Origin of the sequence: Paenibacillus sp. RC334, from assembly GCF_030034735.1 — a bacterium.
Lineage (GTDB): Bacteria > Bacillota > Bacilli > Paenibacillales > Paenibacillaceae > Paenibacillus > Paenibacillus terrae_A.
Window position 1 is genome coordinate 3,232,145 of record NZ_CP125370.1, and the last position, 22,750, is coordinate 3,254,894.

The 22,750-nt window shown below is 48.3% G+C and carries 23 protein-coding genes and 1 pseudogene; 2 read left to right on the forward strand and 22 right to left on the reverse strand.

All coding sequences use genetic code 11. The features are described 5' to 3' along the window. Nucleotides 1-10 precede the first annotated feature (10 nt). The 13 genes and pseudogenes from dinG to QMK20_RS14795 form a co-directional block, all read right to left on the reverse strand. Nucleotides 11-2,879 (reverse strand): annotated as a pseudogene (gene dinG / locus QMK20_RS14735) (ATP-dependent DNA helicase DinG). A gap of 156 nt (nt 2,880-3,035) precedes the next feature. Further along, nucleotides 3,036-3,683 (reverse strand): tetratricopeptide repeat protein, encoded by a 648-nt coding sequence (locus QMK20_RS14740; protein ID WP_283652218.1) that lies wholly within the window; start codon nt 3,681-3,683, stop codon nt 3,036-3,038. A gap of 82 nt (nt 3,684-3,765) precedes the next feature. After that, nucleotides 3,766-4,149 (reverse strand): aspartate 1-decarboxylase, encoded by a 384-nt coding sequence (gene panD / locus QMK20_RS14745; protein WP_007430795.1) that lies wholly within the window; start codon nt 4,147-4,149, stop codon nt 3,766-3,768. Then, nucleotides 4,142-5,080, reverse strand: coding sequence for a pantoate--beta-alanine ligase (gene panC / locus QMK20_RS14750; protein ID WP_283652219.1), 939 nt, complete (start codon nt 5,078-5,080; stop codon nt 4,142-4,144). Before panC ends, panD begins: the two co-directional genes overlap by 8 nt. Continuing rightward, nucleotides 5,077-5,991, reverse strand: coding sequence for a 3-methyl-2-oxobutanoate hydroxymethyltransferase (gene panB / locus QMK20_RS14755; protein WP_283652220.1), 915 nt, complete (start codon nt 5,989-5,991; stop codon nt 5,077-5,079). Before panB ends, panC begins: the two co-directional genes overlap by 4 nt. Nucleotides 5,992-6,454: 463 nt before the next feature. After that, nucleotides 6,455-7,435 (reverse strand): biotin--[acetyl-CoA-carboxylase] ligase, encoded by a 981-nt coding sequence (locus QMK20_RS14760; protein ID WP_283652221.1) that lies wholly within the window; start codon nt 7,433-7,435, stop codon nt 6,455-6,457. Further along, nucleotides 7,428-8,750 (reverse strand): CCA tRNA nucleotidyltransferase, encoded by a 1,323-nt coding sequence (locus QMK20_RS14765; RefSeq protein WP_283652222.1) that lies wholly within the window; start codon nt 8,748-8,750, stop codon nt 7,428-7,430. Before QMK20_RS14765 ends, QMK20_RS14760 begins: the two co-directional genes overlap by 8 nt. Nucleotides 8,751-8,820: 70 nt before the next feature. Beyond that, nucleotides 8,821-9,984, reverse strand: coding sequence for an N-acetyl-alpha-D-glucosaminyl L-malate synthase BshA (bshA, locus tag QMK20_RS14770; RefSeq protein WP_283652223.1), 1,164 nt, complete (start codon nt 9,982-9,984; stop codon nt 8,821-8,823). A 130-nt stretch (nt 9,985-10,114) separates the two neighbouring features. After that, complete coding sequence (gene bshB1 / locus QMK20_RS14775; protein ID WP_283652224.1) at nt 10,115-10,807, reverse strand: bacillithiol biosynthesis deacetylase BshB1; 693 nt, start codon at nt 10,805-10,807, stop codon at nt 10,115-10,117. After that, nucleotides 10,804-11,241 (reverse strand): methylglyoxal synthase, encoded by a 438-nt coding sequence (mgsA, locus tag QMK20_RS14780; protein WP_137063440.1) that lies wholly within the window; start codon nt 11,239-11,241, stop codon nt 10,804-10,806. Before mgsA ends, bshB1 begins: the two co-directional genes overlap by 4 nt. Before the next feature lie 58 nt (nt 11,242-11,299). Next, the gene (gene dapB / locus QMK20_RS14785; protein WP_283652225.1) at nt 11,300-12,103 is read right to left on the reverse strand and encodes a 4-hydroxy-tetrahydrodipicolinate reductase; all 804 of its coding nucleotides are present in this window, start codon (nt 12,101-12,103) and stop codon (nt 11,300-11,302) included. Nucleotides 12,104-12,131: 28 nt separating this feature from the next. Beyond that, a complete protein-coding gene (locus QMK20_RS14790) occupies nt 12,132-12,650 on the reverse strand; it encodes a tetratricopeptide repeat protein (protein WP_283652226.1) in 519 nt (172 codons plus the stop codon). A gap of 50 nt (nt 12,651-12,700) precedes the next feature. Next, nucleotides 12,701-13,030: a nucleotide pyrophosphohydrolase gene (locus QMK20_RS14795; RefSeq protein WP_044648452.1), complete on the reverse strand. Its 330-nt coding sequence runs from the start codon at nt 13,028-13,030 to the stop codon at nt 12,701-12,703. 205 nt (nt 13,031-13,235) lie between these two features. On the opposite strand from QMK20_RS14795, the gene QMK20_RS14800 reads away from it, so the two are divergent. Next, a complete protein-coding gene (locus QMK20_RS14800; RefSeq protein ID WP_283652227.1) occupies nt 13,236-14,105 on the forward strand; it encodes a YitT family protein in 870 nt (289 codons plus the stop codon). Nucleotides 14,106-14,181: 76 nt separating this feature from the next. On the opposite strand, the gene QMK20_RS14805 is transcribed toward QMK20_RS14800, so the two are convergent. Next, the gene (locus QMK20_RS14805) at nt 14,182-15,027 is read right to left on the reverse strand and encodes a sporulation protein YpjB (RefSeq protein WP_283652228.1); all 846 of its coding nucleotides are present in this window, start codon (nt 15,025-15,027) and stop codon (nt 14,182-14,184) included. An 84-nt stretch (nt 15,028-15,111) separates the two neighbouring features. Then, a complete protein-coding gene (locus QMK20_RS14810; RefSeq protein ID WP_283652229.1) occupies nt 15,112-16,008 on the reverse strand; it encodes a GNAT family N-acetyltransferase in 897 nt (298 codons plus the stop codon). A 159-nt stretch (nt 16,009-16,167) separates the two neighbouring features. Between QMK20_RS14810 and QMK20_RS14815 the strand changes: the two genes are divergently transcribed. After that, on the forward strand, nt 16,168-17,406 hold the full coding sequence (locus QMK20_RS14815; RefSeq protein ID WP_283652230.1) for an ISL3 family transposase: 1,239 nt from the start codon (nt 16,168-16,170) through the stop codon (nt 17,404-17,406). A gap of 46 nt (nt 17,407-17,452) precedes the next feature. Here the strand turns inward: QMK20_RS14815 and QMK20_RS14820 are convergent, their stop codons facing one another. From QMK20_RS14820 to QMK20_RS14850, 7 genes are all read right to left on the reverse strand, one after another. After that, nucleotides 17,453-18,112: a DUF1405 domain-containing protein gene (locus tag QMK20_RS14820; protein ID WP_283652231.1), complete on the reverse strand. Its 660-nt coding sequence runs from the start codon at nt 18,110-18,112 to the stop codon at nt 17,453-17,455. Between the two features lie 172 nt (nt 18,113-18,284). Further along, nucleotides 18,285-18,464: an IDEAL domain-containing protein gene (locus tag QMK20_RS14825; RefSeq protein WP_025682222.1), complete on the reverse strand. Its 180-nt coding sequence runs from the start codon at nt 18,462-18,464 to the stop codon at nt 18,285-18,287. A 22-nt stretch (nt 18,465-18,486) separates the two neighbouring features. Beyond that, complete coding sequence (locus tag QMK20_RS14830; RefSeq protein ID WP_014282075.1) at nt 18,487-18,993, reverse strand: gamma carbonic anhydrase family protein; 507 nt, start codon at nt 18,991-18,993, stop codon at nt 18,487-18,489. Between the two features lie 51 nt (nt 18,994-19,044). Next, nucleotides 19,045-20,154, reverse strand: a complete 1,110-nt coding sequence (locus QMK20_RS14835) for a hypothetical protein (RefSeq protein WP_283652232.1) — start codon at nt 20,152-20,154, stop codon at nt 19,045-19,047. A 165-nt stretch (nt 20,155-20,319) separates the two neighbouring features. Next, nucleotides 20,320-20,922, reverse strand: a complete 603-nt coding sequence (locus QMK20_RS14840) for a histidine phosphatase family protein (RefSeq protein ID WP_283652233.1) — start codon at nt 20,920-20,922, stop codon at nt 20,320-20,322. A 69-nt stretch (nt 20,923-20,991) separates the two neighbouring features. Continuing rightward, nucleotides 20,992-21,618 (reverse strand): hypothetical protein, encoded by a 627-nt coding sequence (locus QMK20_RS14845; RefSeq protein WP_044648459.1) that lies wholly within the window; start codon nt 21,616-21,618, stop codon nt 20,992-20,994. Then, nucleotides 21,615-22,211: an RNA polymerase sigma factor gene (locus QMK20_RS14850; RefSeq protein ID WP_014282079.1), complete on the reverse strand. Its 597-nt coding sequence runs from the start codon at nt 22,209-22,211 to the stop codon at nt 21,615-21,617. Before QMK20_RS14850 ends, QMK20_RS14845 begins: the two co-directional genes overlap by 4 nt. Nucleotides 22,212-22,750 lie beyond the last annotated feature (539 nt).

The following is a 22,750-nucleotide window of genomic DNA, read 5'->3' on the forward strand; positions in this document are numbered from 1 at the left end:
TGTCCGTCCGTTATGCCTCTGTCTCCGGGGCGGATTGGAGCCACTCGGCGATACGGGGCACCATTTGCTCCGTCGGCATATGCTCCATTTTTGGTCCCGGTAACGAGTACAAAAAGTGCTTCCCGTAATAGGATTCAATCACACGCGTATCGTAAACGATAACAACCCCGTGGTCGCTCGCGGTACGTACTAGACGTCCAAATCCCTGTTTGAAGCGAATGACAGCCTGTGGAACAGACAGCTTCATAAAAGGATTTTTCTTCTGCTGCTGGAGCAGCTCACTTTTAGCCTCCAGCAGCGGGTGATTGGGCGGTTGGAACGGCAAGCGGACGATAGCCAGACACGTCAGCGCCTTGCCCGGAATATCGACGCCTTCCCAAAAGCTGCTGGTTCCCAGCAACACAGAAGCTTTGGCTTCCTGAAAACGTCGGGTCAGCTTGCTGCGGCTCCCACTGTCCACGCCCTGCCCCAGCACGGTGATGTCGCTGGATGCTAACGCCTCCTTAAGCGGCTCATACACCTGCCGGAGCATGCGATAGGAGGTAAAGAGAACGAGCATTCTCCCCCGCGTCGCTTGGGCAGTCGAACCTAGCGAGCTGACGAGCATATCTACAAAATGCTCATCTCCTACACTGCCCTTCACGCTCGGAAAATCCCTTGGAATGACTAGCAACACCTGATCCCTGTAGTTAAAGGGTGAAGGGAGCTGCGTAGTCATCAGCCGCCCTTGATCTGCGGCCTCCTGCAAGCCGAGCTGATCGGTCATGTACTGAAACGACTTATCCACCGACAAGGTAGCAGACGTCAGAATAATGCTCCTTTTTTTGTCAAAAAACATTTCTTTCAGCTGGCGGCTCACATCGACGGGCACCGCATAAAATTGTAGCGACTTGCTGCGGAATTGCCCGCTCGCTTCGAGCCAATATACGGTCGTCTCATCATCCATCCGCATGAAAAAGCGCAAGCTTTCCCTAATGCCTGCCAAATCCTTAAGCAGCCCCGTAATATCTGTAATGAGGCTGTCAGCCGCATAATCGTCATGTTCTTCTTTCACGTCGAGCATCAGCTTGTCGCCCTTGCGCAAAATTTCGCTCAACGTTACATAAACCTGATTTTCCAGCGCAGCAGCCTGATCCCACTTGGCAGGCTTGGCCGACGGCTTGAGACGGGAAGAAAACTGCCCTGTTTCGCCCGGTGTCGCATCACTTCGCTCCGGCAGCATACCAAACAGCTTGTCGCTCAGCAGATCCCAAGTCTCCTTGACCTCCAGCACGAGTGGATATATCTGGTCGATGGTAGAAGCCCAATCCGTCGATTTCTCATGCCCCGACTTTGCCAACTGCTGACGCAGCGAAGGCAATTGTCCGTTCTTGCTGTCCTTGAACAACCGGGTCAGCGTATGCACGAGTGTGAAATATTTCATATGCATTCCCAGGTGCTTACCAGCGACTTCCTCCAGATGATGCGCTTCATCAATCACCAGATGCTCATAGCTCGGCAACAGCTGATGACTCGCTTTTACGTCCGTGAACAGCTTCGAATGATTCGTAATGACCACATCGGCTATTCCCGCCTCGTGGCGCGCACGATGATAAAAGCATTTGCGGAACCATGGACAAGAACGCCCAAGACAGGACTCCGAATCACTGGCCACCGTTTCCCAAAAATCTCCGCCACGATTGCTCAGATTCAGTTCTTCATCATCACCGGTTTCCGTCAATGTCAGCCAGACGATCATCTGGGCCGCTGTAATTAAATCTTCCTTCGGCGTTGCGAAGTCTCTTCTGTTTATTTTATGTTCAAACTTACGCAGACACAAATAATGTCCCCGGCCCTTAAAAATGGCAGCCCGGAACGGGAACGGGATCACCTTGGTCAGCATCGGAATATCACGCTCGCGTAATTGCTCCTGTAGGTTGATCGTATGCGTACTAACCATGACTCGCTGTCCATTTTTCACACTGTGATATAGCGAAGGGAGCAAATAACCGAGGGACTTGCCTGTCCCCGTACCCGCCTCGATCAACAGGTGCTTGTCCTCACTCAGCGCCTGATTGACACCCTCAATCATTTGCGTCTGCGCTTCGCGTTCCTCATATTGGCTCAAGGATGAACGTAAATTGTCTCGCACATCATCCATGTATTCCTCAAAGGAAACGCCTGCCAGCGGATTGGGGTCGTCCTCTCTGCGAGGGGCATTTAGCTCCGTCCAATCCTCTACCTTCAGCGCAAGCTGACGAAAAAAACTGATGACCCTCCAAATCCTGAATAGGATCATGCTCTTTGTCTTCACGCACCCCGTCCAAAAACCATCCGAGGTCACTGTCTTCCTCCGCGAACAAATCGCTGAGCCGCTGTATCGTAATCAAAGGCAGCGCGTGAAGCTCATCCAGACATTTTAAAAACACCTCAGCCGTAGCCAACGCGTCGCTGTCTGCCTGATGAGGTCGGTCATGCGCCAGCCCGAACTCAGAAGAAACAAAACCCAGCTGATAGGAAGATAGCGATGGAAACATGATTTTCAGAAAATCCATCGTATCCAAAATTCTGCCAGTAAACGGCAAGTACCCGCACCGATCCAAAGCGTTTTGCAAAAAATTAAAATCAAACGCCACATTATGACCGACCAGCACGACATCGTCCAGCATAGGCACTAGCTCCATCATCATCTCTTCGAGGGCAGGAGCATCCTTGACGTCATCGTCTGTAATCCCGGTCAACCCGGTAATAAAAGGCGGAATGGATCTGCCAGGGTTCACATAAGAACCGTAAATACGGGAAATGCTGTTATCATGATCTATAATTGCAAGTCCGACTTGAATGATGTCATCCGCGGACTGGGTGCCTGTCGTTTCAAAATCCAATACCGCAAATTTCATTCAACTTAATCCTTTCTTTTGACACATACAAAAATAATAACTCTGTATAACAGCATAGCAGAAGATCGCCTGTTTGGAAATTAAGACAGCCAAAAAAGACGATGCACACACCGCCTGGGAAGGTGGGCATGCCTCGTCTCGATCGGTGTCTGACAACTATAGCCAGGTCATCATGGAGCTGTCGTACCGAAGCATTTCGGCACCGGACAAACAGGCTTCCATATTGTGCAGCGGCTCGGGTAACGCAGGATCGAACTGATGCGCGAGAGCAAAACATTTTTGCGCCTCCTCTACATCAGCCTGCTTCGCCATAAGACAGCCCAAAGCATTATAGATGACCGCTTTCAGCCCGGTCTGCTCTGTCAGGTGCAGCACCTTCTGAAAATGGCTCACAGCCTCCGCTGTATCCTCCAGTTGAAAATACGCCATCCCCATATACATACGGCTCTGCCAGCTGTTTGGAAAATGCTGTAGCACCTGTTCAAACTGACGGATGGCCTCAGGATACATAAGCAGTCGGTAATACCCTTGACCCCGATTAAAGGCTGGCAACTCCTTTTCAGGCAGTTCCTTTTCAGATAGCTCCGTGTCAGACATACCGGACTCAGCGGAAAAACCAGCAGTCCGCAGTCGAACCATTTTTTCCTCAAAGGCCAGCCATTCATCCATAATTCCGTCACTCATTCTCCGCAGCAAACTCCAGTGCTGTAGCAACTCCTGCCTGCGGGAGCCCTGGGCTGATGGGTAATGCTTCACGATATCATCTAACATGCTGTTCATTTCTGCGAATACATGCTGGAACATGTGCATCCCGCCCTTACGAAAGATGGATTAATACACTCACATTTTTCGCTTAAAGGGCGGGTTTCATCCGCACTCCCATTCATTACATGATCGTGGCGTGTACTTCCTTGTTGGCCGTTTGGGCCGGTTTATTATGTTCATCGACGAATACAACGGTCGGTTTGTATGTTTTGGCCTCTTCATTCGACATAGAAGCGTAGGAAATAATAATGACTGTATCCCCAGGCTGCACCAGACGCGCTGCTGCGCCGTTGAGACAAATTACGCCGCTACCACGCGGTCCGGGAATAACGTAAGTTTCCAGTCGAGCTCCATTGTTATTGTTCACAATTTGAACCTTTTCATTCTCCAGCAGATCAGAGGTCTCCATCAAATCCTCATCAATGGTAATACTACCCACATAGTTAAGGTTGGCTTCAGTAACCGTCGCCCGGTGAATTTTGGATTTCATCATCGTTCTAAACATGGGAAAGCACCTCCGCCTTCTGTATTCTCATATTATCAATCAGTCGGGTTTTCCCAAACTTTACAGCCAGCGCTACAATGATGTCTTCTTCAACATCGCTTAGCCGCTGCTTGGGAGGAAGGGGATCCAGACCGGGAAAGGTTAAGATTTCAATGTAGTCAATGTCTGCCAAAGGTGAAGAAGTAATGGTGGACTCCACCATCTGGTATAACTGAAGGATCGTAAACGTGTTCTGCACAACATCTTCGCTCACTTCACGCACCTTACGCAGTGAATGTGACAGTACCAACGCCTGCTCCCGCTGTTCCGCGCTCAAATACACATTACGCGAGCTGAGGGCCAAACCGTCGGCCTCTCTGACGATGGGGCAAGGAACGATGGTGACATTCATATTGAGGTCGGTCACCATCTGCTGGAGCACCGCTACCTGCTGCGCGTCCTTCATGCCGAAGAAGGCCAGATCAGGACCTACCATATTAAAAAGCTTGGCAACCACGGTGGTCACACCGTCAAAATGCCCTGGACGTGAAGCACCACATAACCGATCCGTTAAAGAGGATACGCGAATTTTCGTACGGGTTGGCTGCGGATACATTTCTGCTACAGTTGGCAAAAATACGATATCCACACCTTCACGCCGCGCCACCTCCAAATCACGCTCTTCATCGCGGGGGTAGCTGTCGAGATCTTCATTAGGCCCGAATTGAATCGGGTTTACAAAAATGCTGAGTACCACCGTATCTGCCATTTCACGCGCTTTGTGCATTAGACTCGCATGGCCTTCATGCAAATACCCCATCGTCGGCACAAAGCCGACTTTATGTTGCTGTGTAGTAGCAGAACCGTATTCCGCTTTTTCTCCGTTTGCACCAAGCTGCCGACGTTCAGCAACTGCCTGTCGAAGCTGAGCCACTTCTCTTACGATAATCATGACCGAGATTCCACCTTTTCCTTAGCCTGTTCCTCTTGTTCCTGCACCTTTGCCTGCTCTTTCTTGTGTCCGTAGAGAGCCTCTACAACGCTGTCGTCGGCGCTGAACACATGCTCTTTAGCCGGGAAGGCTCGTCCCTTTACATCGCTCACATACTGCTCAATGCTGCTACGAATCAAGCCGCCGACATCGGCATAGGTTTTGACAAAACGTTTGTTGTAATAAGGCGAAGCATATTGAATCAGATCGTGATAAACAAGCACCTGACCGTCACATCCGCGTCCTGCACCAATTCCGATGGTCGGAATAGACAGTTCTTTGGAAATAGCCGCTGCCACTTCCTCAGTCACCAGCTCCAGCACGATGCCAAAGGCACCCGCCTGCTCCAGCGCCTTGGCGTCTGCCATCAGCCGCCGTGCGTCCGCTTCGTCCTTGCCTTGAATGCGGTAGCCGCCAAGCTGATTGACCGACTGTGGTGTAAGACCGATATGACCAAGTACAGGTACGCCTGCCTGAACAGTCGCTTTTACGACGTCGGCAATCTCTGCACCGCCCTCCAATTTGACAGCATGCGCGTGTCCTTCCTGCATCAGCCGGCGGATCCCCTGAAGGCTTTCCGATACGCTGCTGTGATATGTCATAAACGGCATATCCGCTACGATAAACGTATGCTCCGCGCCTCTGGCTACCGCTCGGGAATGATATACGATGTCATCCAGTGTTACGGGAATGGTCGAATCATAGCCGAGAACGACGTTGCCCAGCGAGTCGCCCACGAGAATCATGTCAATTCCCGCCTCTTCGGCTATTTTAGCCGAGGGATAATCATAGGCGGTCAGCATACTGAGCGGAATGCCCTCCTGCTTCATTTTTTTCACTTTCACAATATTCAGTGCTTGCTTGCCTGCCATGGTATATGGCTCCCTTCCATCTTTTTTTGGCACAAAAAATAACCTTTTATGAACGCCTGTACAATTGCGTCATCAAAAGGTCCGAACAGCCAAAAAAGACACTCATTTTGAGATCGTCCCTTCTGTCTCGGTCCTGTTCGGCTCAGAGCAGAATCCAACGTAACCTTCAAATGAAGTTATGATGGTCTAACTTGCTTGCAATGGTGGAGCACATGCCCCGGAGTGCAGCTCGGACCGTCCGATGCCGCCTCCTGCACAGTATAACAAAAAACATCCGCTTTTTCACGTGAAGTTTTGCATAGGAGCATTTTGCAACAATCCCAAGAGCGATTTCAAATCAGCAATATATAGATCGAAAACGGTTTAGTTCGTCTATCTATTGTACTTTCGAGCGTTGGGAATCGAATGATGCAAAATGCTGATAGAAATAAAGAACAATTGCAGGTGCTATTCACAGCTAGGGTTACACCTGCAATTGTATATCACCGGAAACGACCTGAATTCGCTCTCCTTGCTCCGTTTCAACCACCAGCGCTCCCGAAGGGTCCAAACCGACGACTGTACCTTCCACCGCTTTTCCTTGTCCGGTATGCGCCCGCACGAAGCGATTCATCGTCACGGATAGCGCCTCCCACAGCATAGCTACAGGCTGAAAGCCCTGATCCGCATATAACGCACATAGCTGCTCCATCTCTTCCAGCACGGCGGCAATCAATGCAGTACGATCGATTTCGCGACCAGCCTCTATTTTCAGGGATGTCCCCAACCGTGACAGCTCTTCCGGGTAATCCTCTGTATTTAAATTAACATCAATGCCGATACCTGCAATACAGTAGCGGACCCGTTGATCCTCTGTTGCAGATTCCAGCAGAATACCGCACACTTTGCGACCATGAACAAGCAGATCATTCGGCCACTTGATGCCAGCTTCCACACCCGTCAACCGACGAATGGCTCTGCATACCGCTACGCCTGTAAGCAGCGTTAACTGTGGAGTGAAGGCCAAGGGCTGGCTTGGTCGCAACACAATGCTCATCCAGATGCCTTTGCCCCGAGGTGAAAACCACTTTCGGCCCAAACGTCCCCGGCCCGCCGTCTGTTCCTCCGCCAGAACTACCGTCCCCTGCTGTGCACCCTCTTCTGCCAGACGCATCGCATCCTGCTGGGTAGAGACCGTCGAGTCCAGCACAACTATACGTTGTCCGAACGATTGGGTATTTAGCATATATGCCAGTTTAGAGACTTCCAGTCGATCAGGGCGGGACACAATCCGATAACCCCTACGCGAGGAAGCTTCAATGTTGTAGCCCAGCTCACGCAGCTTGTTGATCTGCTTCCATACGGCTGTACGGCTCACCGAGAGGCGGCGGCTGATTTCCTCCCCGGATACATAATCTGATGTATTTTCCTCCAGTATGCCTAACAGTCTTTCATGATTATTCACTACTCATCACCCGTTTCGCTTCTTGAAGCAAAGCTTCTGTTTCATTTGGAATATCTCCGCAGGCGGTAGCCAGCAAAATTCGTTCCATCGTCTGACCCAGCCAAGGACCACCCGGTCGATTCATCGCCTGAACCAGTTCATTTCCTGTAATATTTAAATCTTTGATACGAACGACTGCGGTTTGCTTCGTCCACGCTTCTGCCAGTTCAGCCATTCTCGCTACATGCTTTTCTGCCTGTGGCGGTAATTCGCGGAACGAAGCAGGCAGTGTCTTGTAAAGCTCAAGCCAGTCTGACGAGGTATCCCGTCCCCACTTAATTAACAGTCGAATCCAACTACGGCGTAGCGCTTCATCGTTGATTCCTTCACCTTCCACTGAAGTGGAACTGTCTGCTATCCCAACAGCACTGTCCGTTAGCTCACGCTCCCATTCTAACAGATGTACCAGCCGCAAACGTACAGCGTTGGAGAAAGTCCATGCCCTTAGCAGCTCGTCCGTTGCCTCCGAGGTAAGTCTGCAAGACAGCAGCAGCAAACCCCATCGCAGTTCTTCCGGCAGTTCTACCATCCCGCTGAGCGCCTGTGCTTCACATTGTTCCCAGGGAACGGGAACCTTCGTACGAGCGAGCAAGCCGCTGCGACCCAGCATTTCCAGTCCACGCAACGGGTCCGGTCCTGCCAGCATCTTTTCCAGCTCAGCCCGCACACGTTCCATCGCAATGTAACGAAGTCCCTCTTTACGACGGATCATGCCTTTCCATGTGTTGTAGGCTATACGGAACCGGAATACGGAGGCAAAACGAATGCAACGCAGCATTCGCAGTCCGTCCTCTTCGAAACGTTCCTCGGCTCGTCCCACACAACGAACAATAGCGGCGCGTAAATCGGCTTCCCCTCCGAACGGATCCACCCTTTTCCCATGCTCATCCATTGCAATCGCGTTCATCGTGAAATCCCGCCGCATCAGATCTTCACGGATATCCTTCACGAAAGCGACTTCTGTCGGACGGCGATGATCGGTATAACCGCTCTCTGTTCGAAAAGTGGTCACCTCGAACGGATGCCCACCCTGCATCACCGTAACCGTCCCATGCTGAATTCCAGTCGGAATGACATGGGGGAACAGTGCTATGACCTGTTCCGGTTCAGCCGATGTGGTCATATCCATATCATGAATAGCGCGTCCTAATAGTTCATCCCGCACACAACCGCCGACCCAGTAAGCCTCGTAGCCAGCTGTGGTTAGTGTATGAATGACTTCCTTTCCATGAATAGCCATTTCCGGGTCAGCATATTGCCAAGTGTTTATTTTCACAGGGTTTCCCCCTTTGCTTATAAAGTTTTCAAATGACTTATCATAAAAAAACGGACGCAAGTCCGCCTTCTTAAACGCTGATCGGTTTAAGATCCGGCACCTCGCGTCCCAACACACGGAAATATATTTCTTCATATTGACGGGTAATCAGCGTATCACAGAATACGGTACGAGCCCGCACCAGACAGGCTTCACGAAAACGCTCTGCCATCGCTTCGTCCGATAACAGCTGCACCGCATATTCCGCCATCCTCTCGGTATTGCCGATTTCAGCAAGATAACCTGTACTTCCGTGAACAACCAGCTCAGGCACTCCTCCTGCCTCGGAACCAATCGTTGGTACTCCACAAGCCATCGCTTCCAGTGCAACCAGTCCAAAGCTTTCTTTTTCCGATGGAAGCAGCAGCACATCCGCCATGGAAATCACTTCAGCAATCTGATCCTGCTTGCCCAAAAAGAAAACCTTATCCTGCAAGCCCAAGCTTTCGATTTTGCAGCGAATTTTTGGAAGGTCGGGTCCTTCCCCAACCAGCAGCAGCTTTGCAGGTACTTTTCGTTGCACTCTTTCAAATATATCCAGCACGTCTCCCACTCTTTTGACCGGACGGAAGTTTGAAATGTGCATCATAATCTTTTCATTAGGCTGGGCAAAATCTCTCCGTAGCGCAGCTGCATCCCGCGGATAATACACTCGTTTATCCACAAAATTGTAGGTCAAATCAATAGGGCGTGTAATCTCCAGCGCATCTATCGTCTCCCGAATCAAATCTTTCGAAACCGCTGTTACCGCGTCACTTTTGTTGATCGCTAGCCGGATTAGATCCTTCAACGATTCATCCTGCGCCAACACCGTAATGTCCGTGCCGTGAAGCGTGGTTACCACTTTGAGATGGTCGCCCACCATTTCTTTGGCCAAATAAGCACATACCGCATGCGGTACGGCATAGTGAACATGAAGTACATCCAAATTTTTCATTTGTGCGACCTGAGCCATTTTGGTCGCCAGCGACAGATCATAAGGCGGATATCTGAATACGTAATAGTCGTTAACCTCAACCTCATGATAAAAAATATTTTTTTGGAATTCCCCGCCTAATCTAAACGGAATACTGTTGGCAATAAAATGGACCTCATGCCCTTTTTCGGCAAGCAGCTTGCCCAGCTCTGTAGCCACTACGCCGGAACCGCCCAACGACGGATAGCAGGTAATTCCGATTTTCAATTTGTCATTCAAGTTAAGCTGCCTCCTTCCGTCCACCGGTGATGACTTTTCAATGTTGGTGCCACACCAATCAGTGCGCATATATAACCGCTACACGAACGGATTCTATTTATTGTTTATGTGTCTGGATTTTTATAATCCCTTATGTGAATAGCTTAACCAGATGAGGCGTTTTGGACGCAAAGCCCTCTGCATACGAAATCAGCTTACGCTGACCCAACAGCGAATCCCGGGCTTTTACACGCTCAACATACCCCTGGTTTAATGGCGTGGATACCGTGTCTTTACCCGTTGCAGCCTGAAATTGGGAAGCATAGCTTAGTAATGCCTGCTCCTTGGCTTCAACATGCTCCGTGATGTCCACAATCAGATCCGTTCTGCCGATATCATTAATGAAATAAAAATATAACTGCTCGACCAGTACCGCAGGCTGTTCCGGATTAAATCGACGTAACTTGGCGTTAAACACCGCTTCTTCTACCAGCTTGCTGCACATGACATGATCCGGGTGTCGATCCTCCCAGTAGGGAGCAAATACGATTTTCGGCGCATGACGCCGAATTTCCGCGGTCACTGCGGCTACATTCTCAGGTGTCACGTACAAACCTCGATCAGGCAGTCCCAGATTCGTCCGCCCAGCAAGGCCCAGCACTTTTGAAGCCTCCTCGGCTTCTGCCATGCGGGTATCTACATCGCCATTGGATGACATTTCCGCACGCGTCAAATCACATACGCCCACCCTTATACCAGCGGCTGTATGCTTGGCAATCGTGCCTCCCATACCAATTTCAGCATCATCAGCATGAGCTCCAAAAATCAATATGTCCAGTGTCATTTTATATCATCCTGCTGATCAATGCCCGGTTTATATTTATGTACCAGCTCACGCCAAGCAAAATCGCCCCGATCCAGCGCCTTGACCAATATTTCAGCAGTCGCAACATTGGTCGCCAAAGGAATACCCTGCACGTCACACAGACGCAGCAGTGCACTAATATCCGGCTCATGCGGCTGTGCCATTAGCGGATCACGCAGGAAGATGATCAGATCCATATCATTTTGCGCGACCATGGCCCCGATTTGCTGGTCCCCTCCGAGCGGTCCTGACATGTAACGGTGAATTTGAAGCTTCGTTTGCTCCATAATGCGCAGACCCGTTGTACCTGTTGAATACAATTGATGTCCTGTAAAAACATGCTCATACGCGGTTATAAAGTTAACCATTTCATCTTTTTTGCGGTCATGCGCTATAAATGCAATCTTGAACATTCGAAATTCCCCCTGCCTCATTCTGTAATCACCGTTCGTCCATTCATTCGCGTTATTCTTAATCAATGTAATGCTCAAATCCATATACAAGTCCAGGTTGCTCCATTACCTTTTGAATACCGATCTTGACTCCGGGCATGTAGCCTGCCCGTTCGTAGGAGTCCTGACGAATTTTGAGGGATTGTCCAAATCCTCCGAAAATAACTTCCTGTTGTGCGAATACACCCGGAAGACGGACACTGTGGATACGGAACCCTTGGTAGTAGCCGCCGCGTGATCCTTCGAGTGTTTCCTCCTCCTCCGGGCTCCCTTGACGCAACTCCTGCCGCTGCTCAGCGATCAGTTCTGCGGTCTTAATTGCCGTTCCCGATGGCGCGTCCAATTTCTGATCGCCGTGATATTCGATAATCTCCAAATGAGGGAAGTATTTAGCAGCTTGAGCCGCAAACCGCATCATCAAAATAACGCCTATTGAAAAGTTAGGCGCAATCAGACCGCCAATTTGCTGTTCCCGACACTGCTTGTCCAGTTCATCAATTTGCTCCGGTGTAAATCCCGTTGTCCCGATAACAGGACGAACGCCATGCTTGATGGCAAGCGCTGTATGTGCGTACGCAAAACGAGGACCTGTAAAATCGACCATGACATCCGGACGACTATCCAGCAAAGCCTGCTCCACATCCTCCATAATAGCGACGCCCGCTTCCGGAAGTCCGACGAGAAGGCCGGCATCACTGCCGGCATGCGTTCTGTTTACTGCAGCTACCAGCCGAAGTTCTTCATCCTGGAGAACCAATTTTATAACCTCACGGCCCATACGACCGGCTGCTCCAACGACAGCCACTTTTATTTGCTCTGGCATTTTACAACTCCTTATGCATCAATTCATGCTAGATCTGTTCATTCATTTGCTGGCATAACTTCTTCATGAGATTGGCAAGCTGTTCATTGTGAGGAAACAACGCAGCCGCCTCACGAGCAGCCTGCACGGCCAGCTTATATTCGTTCATTTCATCATAAACCAATGCAAGTAGCATAAAAGCGTCACCACATAGCGGATCAAGGGCAATCGCCCGTTCAAGCAGCAGGATTGCATCTCTGCGCACCTGTGGCGTAGCTCTGTCGACATCCAGCATTTTTCTGGCTTTCTCCGTCTGCTGTCTGGCCTCCAGCGTATGCAAATGCAACACATATTCATCCTGCTGCGGAGCCAGACGAACTGCATCGCCCGCATAAGCAAGCGCTTGCTCTATCCGCCCACTGCGGGCGTAGGTGACCGAACAGCGGAAATAATGCTCCGCATGATCAGGCTGGGCGGAAATCGCTTTTTCAAACCATTCCACGGCCTGCTCAAAATCGTTCTGTAAAATACACTGATAAGCTTTCTGAACGTATTCCTCCGCCTTCATGACACTGCACCTCCGGGTAACCGGTTTGGTACAGCATATGTACAAAACGCCTAAACGGTGTCCTTTTTGGTCCAGCGATTTGCATCACGTGTGTTAAATTTATGCATGACCTTATCATGTGCATCGGTCAAATTAATACCAAGCGAGTTTGCAAAGCAGACCGTGATGAACAAAATGTCTCCCAATTCCAGCTCAATCGAATTGTCGGCCTCATCCGTTTTTTTCGGTTTCTCGCCAAAGGAATGATTGACTTCTCTGGCCAGCTCCCCGACTTCCTCGGACATCCGGGCCAGCATTGCCAGCGGGCTGAAATATCCTTCTTTGAATTGTGAAATATATTGGTCTACCTCACGTTGAATTTCATCAAGCGATTTTTCCATGAAACACAATCCCCTCTAATGTGCAGGTTTATTCATATGTTATCGTAAAGCACATTTGAAAACAAATATTTTTTAATGTGAATTTACTCACATCATGCAATCGTCAGTATTTTAAAGCTACTGTAAAAAGGTATACTAAACTTAAGGATCTACGATCTATCCATATCAAGTCGTTCATCACCAATTTGCTACTGCGAGGGATTATATGAAAACATCCAAGTCTATTGAACAGCTTAAAATCATTTTACCCATTGTGCTCGGCACTGCTATTTATGCATTCGGCCTGCTTTATTTCATTATACCCAGCAAACTGATGGAAGGCGGCATCACAGGCATCACCCTCCTGCTGAACTATGCTTTCTCGATATCTCCATCCCTCTCCACATTGCTCCTGAACATTCCTCTATTTTTAATTGGATGGAAAATGCTTGGCGGCAAGCAAATTATTTATACCGGAGTCGGTATCGGGGCGCTCACTTTTTTTCTGTGGTTGTTTGAAAAAATGATTCACCTCGGGTGGATGGGCACATTTCAGACTGAGCACGATTTTATACTTTCTTCATTATATGCCGGGGTTACGCTCGGGGCAGGATTGGGCATCGTATTCCGGTTTGGCGGTACCACCGGCGGGTCGGACATTATTGCCCGTATTTTAAACCGGAAGTTTGGCTGGAGTATGGGAAGAATTTTGCTGGTAATTGATATCGTCATTATCGGCGCATCGCTGCTGTACATACCCAAGGAAAAAATCCTGTATACGCTGGTCGCTGTGTTTATCGCGTCCAAGATTATTGATTTTATACAGGAAGGAGCCTATTCAGCCAGAGCCTTCATGATTATCAGTGACCATACGATGGATATTGCGGATATCATTACACAGGATATGGATCGCGGTGTTACTATCATTCCGGCTATAGGGGCATTTTCCAGGCAGACCAAGCATGTTGCATACTGTGTCGTGTCCCGTCAGGAAATACGGCGTTTGCATCAAATTGTGAAGTCGGTTGATCCACGAGCGTTCATCATCATTCAGGATGTGCATGATGTACACGGGGAGGGCTTCAAAGAGGAATAGCCCGGAATTCCGGGCAAGTGGTCAGGCGTATATTCATTGGATCAATGACAGCGAAGTTCGTTGCAGCATTTCAGTCTTAACTGGAGAAACCGGATCGATATTTACGGTAACCCACATAAGCAAGTGTCAGCAGGATCATCAGGCCGATTGCCAGTTCTGCTCGTCGCTCGCTTTCATATGGGATGAATGGAGCCAGCGCGGTAGCGTCTTTTTCACGTCCAAACAAGGCATTAAACGTCGGGTTTCCCTGCTCTAGTGCCCCTCTAATCGCTGAAGCATCCACATTTTGCTGATTTCCCAATCCTTTAACGTAAGAAATCCATGAATCTGCTCGAACAACCTCTGTTGTTTTACCGCTGATCAACGCCGCCGTCCGGATCGTCTCGTAATGATCCTCCAGCACTGTTGCTCCAGCAGCGAAACCTTTCATATTTCCTTTAGCAAACTGGCTATTTAAGCCGCTGATATCTTCTTTTAAAATTTTATAATACTGCTGCCATAAAGGCTGGCGCGGATGTGCAATCGCATCTGCCGCAAGTCGCAAATTGGCAGCGGCCTTCACCCATTCATCCGGCGATGCTTGCACGGATTGTGTAGCTTGCTGTACCTCAAGAATGCTGCCGGATAAAACATGAATGGCCTCCACAGACAGTGCAGCCTGTACCTGACCCGTGCTGAACCATCGGCTTACCTCCGCTACATCGGCGCGTGCTTTTTCAATATTCCCATCCATTACATCCCGGTACAACATCGCAGCCGCACGATCCAGTTCCTCTATTTCCTTTGCATTACTGGTGGACTTGGGCTGATCCCGCGCTTCCGCAATGCCCGGAGGGAAACAAACGGAAATCGACAAGACCATAGATAACACAACTCCCGAAACGACACGCAGCACACCACGAAACGCCTGACTCCAAACCATGGGACATCCCTCCTCACCTTACTGTATGGCAGGGTTACAGGGACTAGAACTTGGCTTTAGCGTGCTGCTATCTGCCAGGGCAGGTTATGCCCGTGACAAAATAGGAAACATCAGTTTATTTTCTGTACATATACTTTCATTATTAGATCTATAAAATAGTGTGGTATCTTCTTGATTCAGAAGAGAAATTTCGCAACCGTCCATCGGCTCTGGCGTAAAGCCGAAAACAATTTTCTTCGTTTCTTTTTCCATGACTACAGATAAAATCAATTCTATAGGAATATCCCCCGTTCCAAAAATATCGTAACAATTCATGATATTTTCTTCAAAATCCATAATGACAATCGTGTCATACAGAGGGATATAGAACACCTTATCTTTAAAAAAAGAGGTGCAATAGAACAAAATCAACCATTCACTGCTTTCCATAGAAAAATATGAATAAGGATTTAAAGAGGAACATTTTCTTTTCAATAGCTGTAAATCTGACGTCGCCTCCATGTTCAATTTTTTAACTGGAGCGTCCATGCTTTTAATTGGTGCTTTCCGGGTACATTGATACTCTTGTGCAGCAGCAAAACCAAATTTAGGATAAAACTCCTTCACATCATCATTCGCAAAAAGATACATTGCATCACAATTCCCATGCCAATCCTGTAGCACACGTCCTATCAAAAAGCGACTCAGCCCTTGATTCCTATAGTTAGGATCTGTCATTACGGTTCCAATTTGAATAAATTTCTTCTGTTCACCTGACAAACTAAAATCCATCAGACTCACAGATACATTAGCCACCACGCAATCCCCATCTAACAGTACATAAGGAATATATTTTTCATCCCAGAATCCTAATTGATGCCAAACTTCAAAATTCAGATCAAAACTTTGTTTTGCTAATTGGTTAAAGCTCTTTCTTATTTTAAGATCATCACGAATTCCCTTTTTTAATCTATATTCTTTTTTATTTATAACGATATCCATCAATAATTCTCCAATTCGTAAAAATTAAATCATAAAATTAATGGCTCTACACAAAACATAGTGCTTGAAAAAACATAGAAATTATGCTGGAAAAATAGAAAAACATCTGAACATTCCGTAAGATGGTTGTGCGACCAATCCAACTTCGAGGAATGACAGATGCACAATCAGTATACCGATCTTTTGCTTGACTTGCCAGAGGTGAAAACAGAAAAAGTCTTGGAAGTGGGTGAGCAAACGCTTCATGTGGAGGTCTCTCCAGTTGCTCATAAGCAAGCTTGTCCACAATGCCGATCACTTGATTTTGTGATTCGGAAAGGGAGCAATCCAGCGCGTACCATTCGCCATGGTGAGGCTTTTGGTAAATCCATTTATGTACGGGTTCCTGCGATCCGACTGTTTTGTAAGCAGTGTCAGTGTGGATTCGTCTGGCAATACACCTTCGTCGATTCGGGGAAACGTTACAGCCACGCCTTTGAAAAGCAAGCGATTCGTACGGCAACCGCAGCTACGGTTAAGCACAGTGCCGATCTGCATGCCATGCCCGCCAGTACGCTCCAAACGAAGTACCAACACTGGTTAGCGTTGGCAAGCGAACGCCTTCAGGAACGCGTGTGGCAAGACGCTGCTTGTACTTCCAAGCTTGTGCTGGGTGTAGACGATTTTGCCATCCGAAAAGGCCATACCTACAACACGGGCATTCATAACTTGAGGGGCGAAGCGTTACTAGATATTCTTCCTGGCCGAAAATTGGAGGAACTTCGAGCCTATGCGAAGCAGCATTCATTCTTTTTGGAGCTTCGTCCCATTGCGGTGGTGATGGATCTGGCTCCGTATTACCATACCTGGATTCAGGAATGCTTTCCGAAGGCGATTCGTATTGCGGATCGCTTTCATGTTCATCGGTATGTGATCGAGGCGCTTCAAGCCGTCCGAAAAACGACCCAAACGACGCTTTCTTCTCGAGCGAAAGCGAATTTGAAAGCCAAGCATCGGTTGCTAAACCCCAAAGAGGAGTCCTTGTCCGTTGAAAGGCATAAAGAACTGAAAGAGATTTTAGATTACTCGTCCTTGCTTGGGCAAGCCCATGCCTGGAAAGAATCGTTCAATGAATGGTACGACTGTTCGCCGGATGTCAACACCGCGAATCGTTGGCTTGAGACCTGGTTTGTTCAAGGGGAGCAAATGCAGCATCCGGCTATTGACGCCTGCGTAAAGACCATTCGAAACTGGCGGACAGAGGTCGTCAACTACCACCGTTGCCGATGGACGAATGCAGCGGTTGATGGCAGAAACAACCGAATGAAGGCTTTTCAACGGCGGCATTATTTCACTCGCAACAGAAAACGTTACGTACAAGGACTTCTTGTTGAATGTAACCAATCTCGCTATGGTTAGTGTAAGTCAAGCACTAACTTTAGTGTAGAGCCAAATTAATATTAGACTATTCCAATGATTTGGCCTTATTATGTGAGGAAGCCATTCGATCACGCACGTACATGGCAAGCCATGAGGCTGCGATACTGAAAAGGGTCAGCATATAGGTAAAAGTACGCACTTGTGGTACATCATCCGTTAGCGTCCTCGGAAGATACGGATATATGCCGAATGTATAATCGACCGTATCATTTAACAGTGTCCACAAAGCTGCTACGCACAGAGCCGTCCATTTGCAGGTGAAAAAACGAACGAACAGTAAGGATTCGACTGCCATTGCCGTATGAGATGCTACCAGCATCCAATCCTGCCATATCATATGCCCTCCCTGCGCGACACCCAAAAAAATAATAGCTGAGGCCCAAATGCCATATTTTACACTCGTAACCACAGCTAACGCCTCCATCAGCTGGCGAATGACCTTCAAGCCCTTCAGGCGCGGTGGATAAAGCAGGAAAAATACAGAAATCGTAAAAAACAGGCTGGCCGTCGGACTATCAGGCACAAATACAATCTGCCATATCGGGTGATAGCTTAGCGTATATTCTAATTGCCCTCCATACCATATGTACCCATACACGGTTCCGATCAGGTTACACCAGAACAGCAACCATAAAAAAGGCCGGCTCGTCAAGAACGACCGACTCCATAAATAAGACAACAACACGTCCTCATCCTCCGTTCATACGATAGATGCCCCATACAGGCTCCATCCTACAAAGACTATATCATATAAAGGCGTATCAAAAAAACCTGGCCGCTGCTACGGTCAGGCTTGATGATTATGGTCTTGTATTGCCAATTAGTCTGTTACCCAAGGCCAGATCTCCTGAAACGGCTCAATTGATCGCTTTCAGTTCATCCGTAAGATGACGAAAAGCTACTTCATCTCCGGAGGCCAGCGCCTCATCAATATCCTTGTAGAGCTTTTCACTCCGGTGTTTACGTAATGCCTCGTCCAAAACCATTTCAGCAGACAGGCCCAACATTACTTCATAAGTAACCTTCATTTTATCCATAGGATGCACCTCCAACATGAGTTTAAGAGATCCTATATTCTTTTCCTTTCGCCACATAGCTGAGTGCCGTCCGTGACATCCGCTGCAAATCTGCGTCTGTCAATTCTCGCACCACTTTGGCAGGTGTACCGAGAGAAAGAGTATAGGGTGGTATTTTGGTATTTTCCGTAACGACCGACCCTGCTCCTATTAAAGCATATTCACCAAGCTCAGCTCCGTTGAGTACAATGGCCCCCATACCGATTAAAGTGCCTTTGCCTACCGTACAACCATGGATAATCGCAGCATGTCCCACCGAAATATCATCCGCAAGCACCAGGGGCTGGTCCGTGTTCACATGTCCCACGACACCGTCCTGGATATTGCAGCGTTCACCGATGATGACAGGCGCCATATCCCCGCGCAGTACGGCATTGAACCAAACTGAGGAATCTTGGCCGATCGTTACCTTTCCGACAATTTTTGCTCCTTCTGCCACATAGACAGATGAATGGAGCTGTGGCATGTTCCCGTTATAGTGAATCAGCATCAACTTCACCCTCTCATTTTGGGTGAATTCTATCAACATGTATGCTGCTTGTCAATGGAGCCGCATACCCGGGTCGTTCCGCCCAATGCGGTACTCCCCTGCCAGCTTCAGCCCCCAGGCGGTCATCTGTACAGATGGCCCCGTCGAATGCTCACCCAGACGAAGCATACCCAAGTGGAGCATCATTCGTATAATTCTCTGATCAAAGACCGAACGGGGCGTATCATAATAAAACGGTCTGATCAGCGGGCCGATATGTACAAAAAGTGACTCCGAGGACGTCCAGGGCCTGGCACATTCTCCTATCCAGTAGACCAGAGAAAGTAGATTGGGAACGGCTCCTTTATACAATCTTAACCAAAACCTGAATAGCTGCATCATCTCATCCTCGATCGCGTGCTCCCTGCGTGCCTCCCCCTTTGCCGTCAGCACAACACGATCCCCCTTCTCCTCAATAAACCTGGAGTGACGGGCATAATCATATAGCAATGCCATTCGGTCGGGATAAAACTTAAAGGAGGAGCCATATCCAAAACGCCAGCCCCCTTTGCCCAAAAGCGGCTCCGCAATATGCAAATGCTCCATCAACTGCTGCTGATTGCGACGATACCATGCCCCCTCCGGGTTAAGCGGAACTTCATGCTGCTCCATGTACTGAAGGAAAAGTCGTAAATCCTCCGCCAAAAGATGTCCCTCATCCCGGTATGACGTTGGCTCACTTACCCGGATCATTCCGTTTTGCAAGTCTTGCACCATGACACGGCGGAAACGCTCCTTCATGTCCAACGGAATTTGATACAAATACCGCGTATTGTGCGTCGAACCGTTGAACAGCCAGCCACTGTTGCGTAAACGGGCCACAATGTCGCGCGGTCGCTCACCGGAATCCCCATCCTCCTCGGCAGATTGTTTAGCAATCGCAATCAATTCCTCCATACTGAAATAAGGCCGGTCATCGAATAGCAGTGCGTTCAAAAACCTTACCTCTGACAACTTCAGCTCCCTGACCTGCATCTCAAAAAAACTGCTGCTGCCGAGCTTTGTCAAAATGCCCTGGATCAGCTCATGTTTGGAATTGGGCTTACAGTCACATTCGTAATACACCGCGATTCTGTTCAAATGCACAATATCCGCAAATGTCAGCATATCCGCCAGATTCATCGTTCCATCGCCTCGTCACTGGACTGTCATCCGGAATTGATTCTTACCTGTTGTACCCACAGCTTTGACGGAATGTTCAGACTCTAAACCTCTTTTTTACAAAGCTATAATTAAAAAATAAAAAGACCACGGCTTCTACGCTGAGTAGAAATTCGTGGTCTTTCGTCAACCTTTTGAGTTACAATCGCTTTTTTCCTGTAAATGTCTGGTGCAATTATACAACAGCGGCGTCCAATCCGTATCCTCACGCTGGAGAACACTCAGTGACAGATTGCCAATTCGTTCCGTAAACTTTTCCTGATACAAAGCCTTATACAAATTAGCCAAAAAACCGCCATGAGAAACGACCAGCAGGTTCTTGTCCCGGTTTTCCGACCAAATGGCCTCCATAAAAGCCAATCCGCGGAGTTGAAGAGCTTCATCGCTCTCCTGTCCCAGATCCAGCAGATGCCAGTCGCTCCCCCACTTCTTCTCACGCTCGACCTGCGTCATGCCCTCGACCTGACCATAAGCACGTTCTCTCAGCCGATCGTCTGGCTCCAGCAAAGGAAGATGAAGAGCAGATGCAATAATCTCTCCCGTCTCCTTGGCTCTCGAAAGGCTGCTTGTAATAAGTCCATCCCAATGATAGGGCTCATCTTTTAAACGTTCTGCCAACAAGCGTGCCTGCTGGCGCCCTTCCTCATTCAACGGAATATCACTGTGGCCCTGGATTTTACCTACCGCATTCCAATCCGTTAATCCATGTCTGATCAAGCCAATAAGCATCCTGTTGTTTCCTCCGCTATTTAGTTATTCAGGCATTGTTATGAATCCGTATTGGACCCAGCTGTGCTGCTAATTTCTAACCCGTCTCGCACGATGAATCCAGCCCAGAGAAAATAAGGCAAGCGCAAGTGCCAACACAGACAGCAACATCCAATATTGCGGGTAAGTAGGAACAATGCTTGCAACCAGCGGGTCCATAATGCCACTATTCACATCTTTAATGTGGTATTGATATTGTGGAGATGTACTTGTAGTTTCTAGCAAGCCTGTCGGTAAAATACCCGTATCCATGACAGGTGCCGCTTGAGGAGGGTTTTCTTGAGAGGAGCTTCCATTCCAGTTCAAAAACAAAAAGCTACACAAAAATACCGCCAAAAATCCGGCGATCCACACGGACATATACTTACGAGATGCCGGGTTCACACGCGCACGCCGATGCTCGCCGGGAACAAGCCACGGTGACTCTTCATAAATCCGATCCATGACCCTGCGATTCATTGCTTCCGCCTGCTCATCTGTTATCTCAAAGGAAATATCGCGAATAGCGGATCCACTTTCTTTTGACAAATTCCACTCATTTTCTTTCGAACCATGCTCCCATCCGGCAGACGAGCTTTTGGCCCGTCTGTGCTCCGAGTCTTGTTTCGATACATTTTTGCCTGTAGCGAACAAATCCTCAGCGTCCCTGGATTTCATTGGCTGCTCATCCCTTCGTTTTCCTCATAGAGAGGCTCAAAAAAATAAGGCTCCAACTGCGTCTTCACACTGGTTCTGGCCCGGAAAAGCAACGATTTCACCGCACTGACCGTCTGCCCCAAAATCGTAGCAATCTCCTGATAGTCCAATTGCTCGTATTCGCGCAAAATCAGCGCAGACCGCTGCTTCTCTGGCAATCTGTTGATCGCTTCACGAACCATCTCTACCTTCTCGCCGCGAAGGACGGCCTGCTCTGGAATCACATCCAATGGAGCAACCGGCACATAACCGCTCTCCTCCAATGGAACCTGACCGCTACGATGCTTGCGAAGCTCGCTCAGCACCGTATTACGTGCAATCGTATATAACCATGTGGAGAACGATGCATCTACCTCGCGAAAAGAGTGAAGGCTCCGGTACGCTTTATAAAACGTCTCCGAGCATAAGTCCTCAGCAATCATTTCCAGGTTCGAACTTTTTAGCATATGATAAACAAAAGCTAAAATTTTACGTTGGTGCCGCCTCATTAATTCTGAATAAACCTCAACATTTCCTTGTTTGATTTCCTGAATCATCTGGGAATCTGTCATCATCCGAGTGAGACCCTCCTCGCCCATACATGTGCTGTTCTCCCATCCGATTCTGTCTATATATACCGAACAGGCCAAAAAAAGTTGCGCACTCTGCGCAAATGGATGAAACAGCATCATGGAACATTTGTTTTTTTCTTACCCTATGTAGTGCCAACAATAACGGTGCTATCCCAACATTTCTCAACATCCACAATGGACTTACCCATTGTACCACAAAATAGTCGTCAGTAAAAAAGTCCAAAATCCCCGTGATTTCCATCACGAGCTACATAACGCTAGCAACCGTTTACGATATGCGGCATTTCCAACCTATTTTAAGTTTTTCAAGATAAAGTCACATAACCTTGAATCTGTCCCTTTTGAATACGCTGGTAAGAATAATTACCCAAAAGAAAACGCTTTAAAAAATCATTGACAAAATGAAAACGTATACATATAATAAAAGTACAGTATGGTTTCTCTCCACTCCTATCCTACTCAGCTACTCCATAAGAGCAGCTACCACCCGGGGCTTTACCCGGGTGGTTTTTTTTTGCTTT

Bases quoted from the DNA above. Each gene is read 5' to 3' on its own strand.
- QMK20_RS14840 (WP_283652233.1), bottom strand. From the start codon at position 20,922: ATGCTTATTGGCTTGATCAGACATGGATTAACGGATTGGAATGCGGTA.
- QMK20_RS14845 (WP_044648459.1), bottom strand. From the start codon at position 21,618: ATGAAATCCAGGGACGCTGAGGATTTGTTCGCTACAGGCAAAAATGTA.
- mgsA (WP_137063440.1), bottom strand. From the start codon at position 11,241: ATGTTCAAGATTGCATTTATAGCGCATGACCGCAAAAAAGATGAAATG.
- bshB1 (WP_283652224.1), bottom strand. From the start codon at position 10,807: ATGACACTGGACATATTGATTTTTGGAGCTCATGCTGATGATGCTGAA.
- QMK20_RS14740 (WP_283652218.1), bottom strand. From the start codon at position 3,683: ATGTTCCAGCATGTATTCGCAGAAATGAACAGCATGTTAGATGATATC.
- panD (WP_007430795.1), bottom strand. From the start codon at position 4,149: ATGTTTAGAACGATGATGAAATCCAAAATTCACCGGGCGACGGTTACT.
- QMK20_RS14800 (WP_283652227.1), top strand. From the start codon at position 13,236: ATGAAAACATCCAAGTCTATTGAACAGCTTAAAATCATTTTACCCATT.
- QMK20_RS14835 (WP_283652232.1), bottom strand. From the start codon at position 20,154: ATGAATCTGGCGGATATGCTGACATTTGCGGATATTGTGCATTTGAAC.
- panB (WP_283652220.1), bottom strand. From the start codon at position 5,991: ATGGCAGGCAAGCAAGCACTGAATATTGTGAAAGTGAAAAAAATGAAG.
- dapB (WP_283652225.1), bottom strand. From the start codon at position 12,103: ATGCCAGAGCAAATAAAAGTGGCTGTCGTTGGAGCAGCCGGTCGTATG.
- QMK20_RS14825 (WP_025682222.1), bottom strand. From the start codon at position 18,464: ATGGATAAAATGAAGGTTACTTATGAAGTAATGTTGGGCCTGTCTGCT.
- QMK20_RS14795 (WP_044648452.1), bottom strand. From the start codon at position 13,030: ATGGAAAAATCGCTTGATGAAATTCAACGTGAGGTAGACCAATATATT.
- panC (WP_283652219.1), bottom strand. From the start codon at position 5,080: ATGATTATCGTAAGAGAAGTGGCTCAGCTTCGACAGGCAGTTGCTGAA.
- QMK20_RS14815 (WP_283652230.1), top strand. From the start codon at position 16,168: ATGCACAATCAGTATACCGATCTTTTGCTTGACTTGCCAGAGGTGAAA.
- QMK20_RS14805 (WP_283652228.1), bottom strand. From the start codon at position 15,027: ATGGTTTGGAGTCAGGCGTTTCGTGGTGTGCTGCGTGTCGTTTCGGGA.
- QMK20_RS14790 (WP_283652226.1), bottom strand. From the start codon at position 12,650: ATGAAGGCGGAGGAATACGTTCAGAAAGCTTATCAGTGTATTTTACAG.
- QMK20_RS14810 (WP_283652229.1), bottom strand. From the start codon at position 16,008: ATGGATATCGTTATAAATAAAAAAGAATATAGATTAAAAAAGGGAATT.
- QMK20_RS14830 (WP_014282075.1), bottom strand. From the start codon at position 18,993: ATGCTGATTCACTATAACGGGAACATGCCACAGCTCCATTCATCTGTC.
- QMK20_RS14850 (WP_014282079.1), bottom strand. From the start codon at position 22,211: ATGATGACAGATTCCCAGATGATTCAGGAAATCAAACAAGGAAATGTT.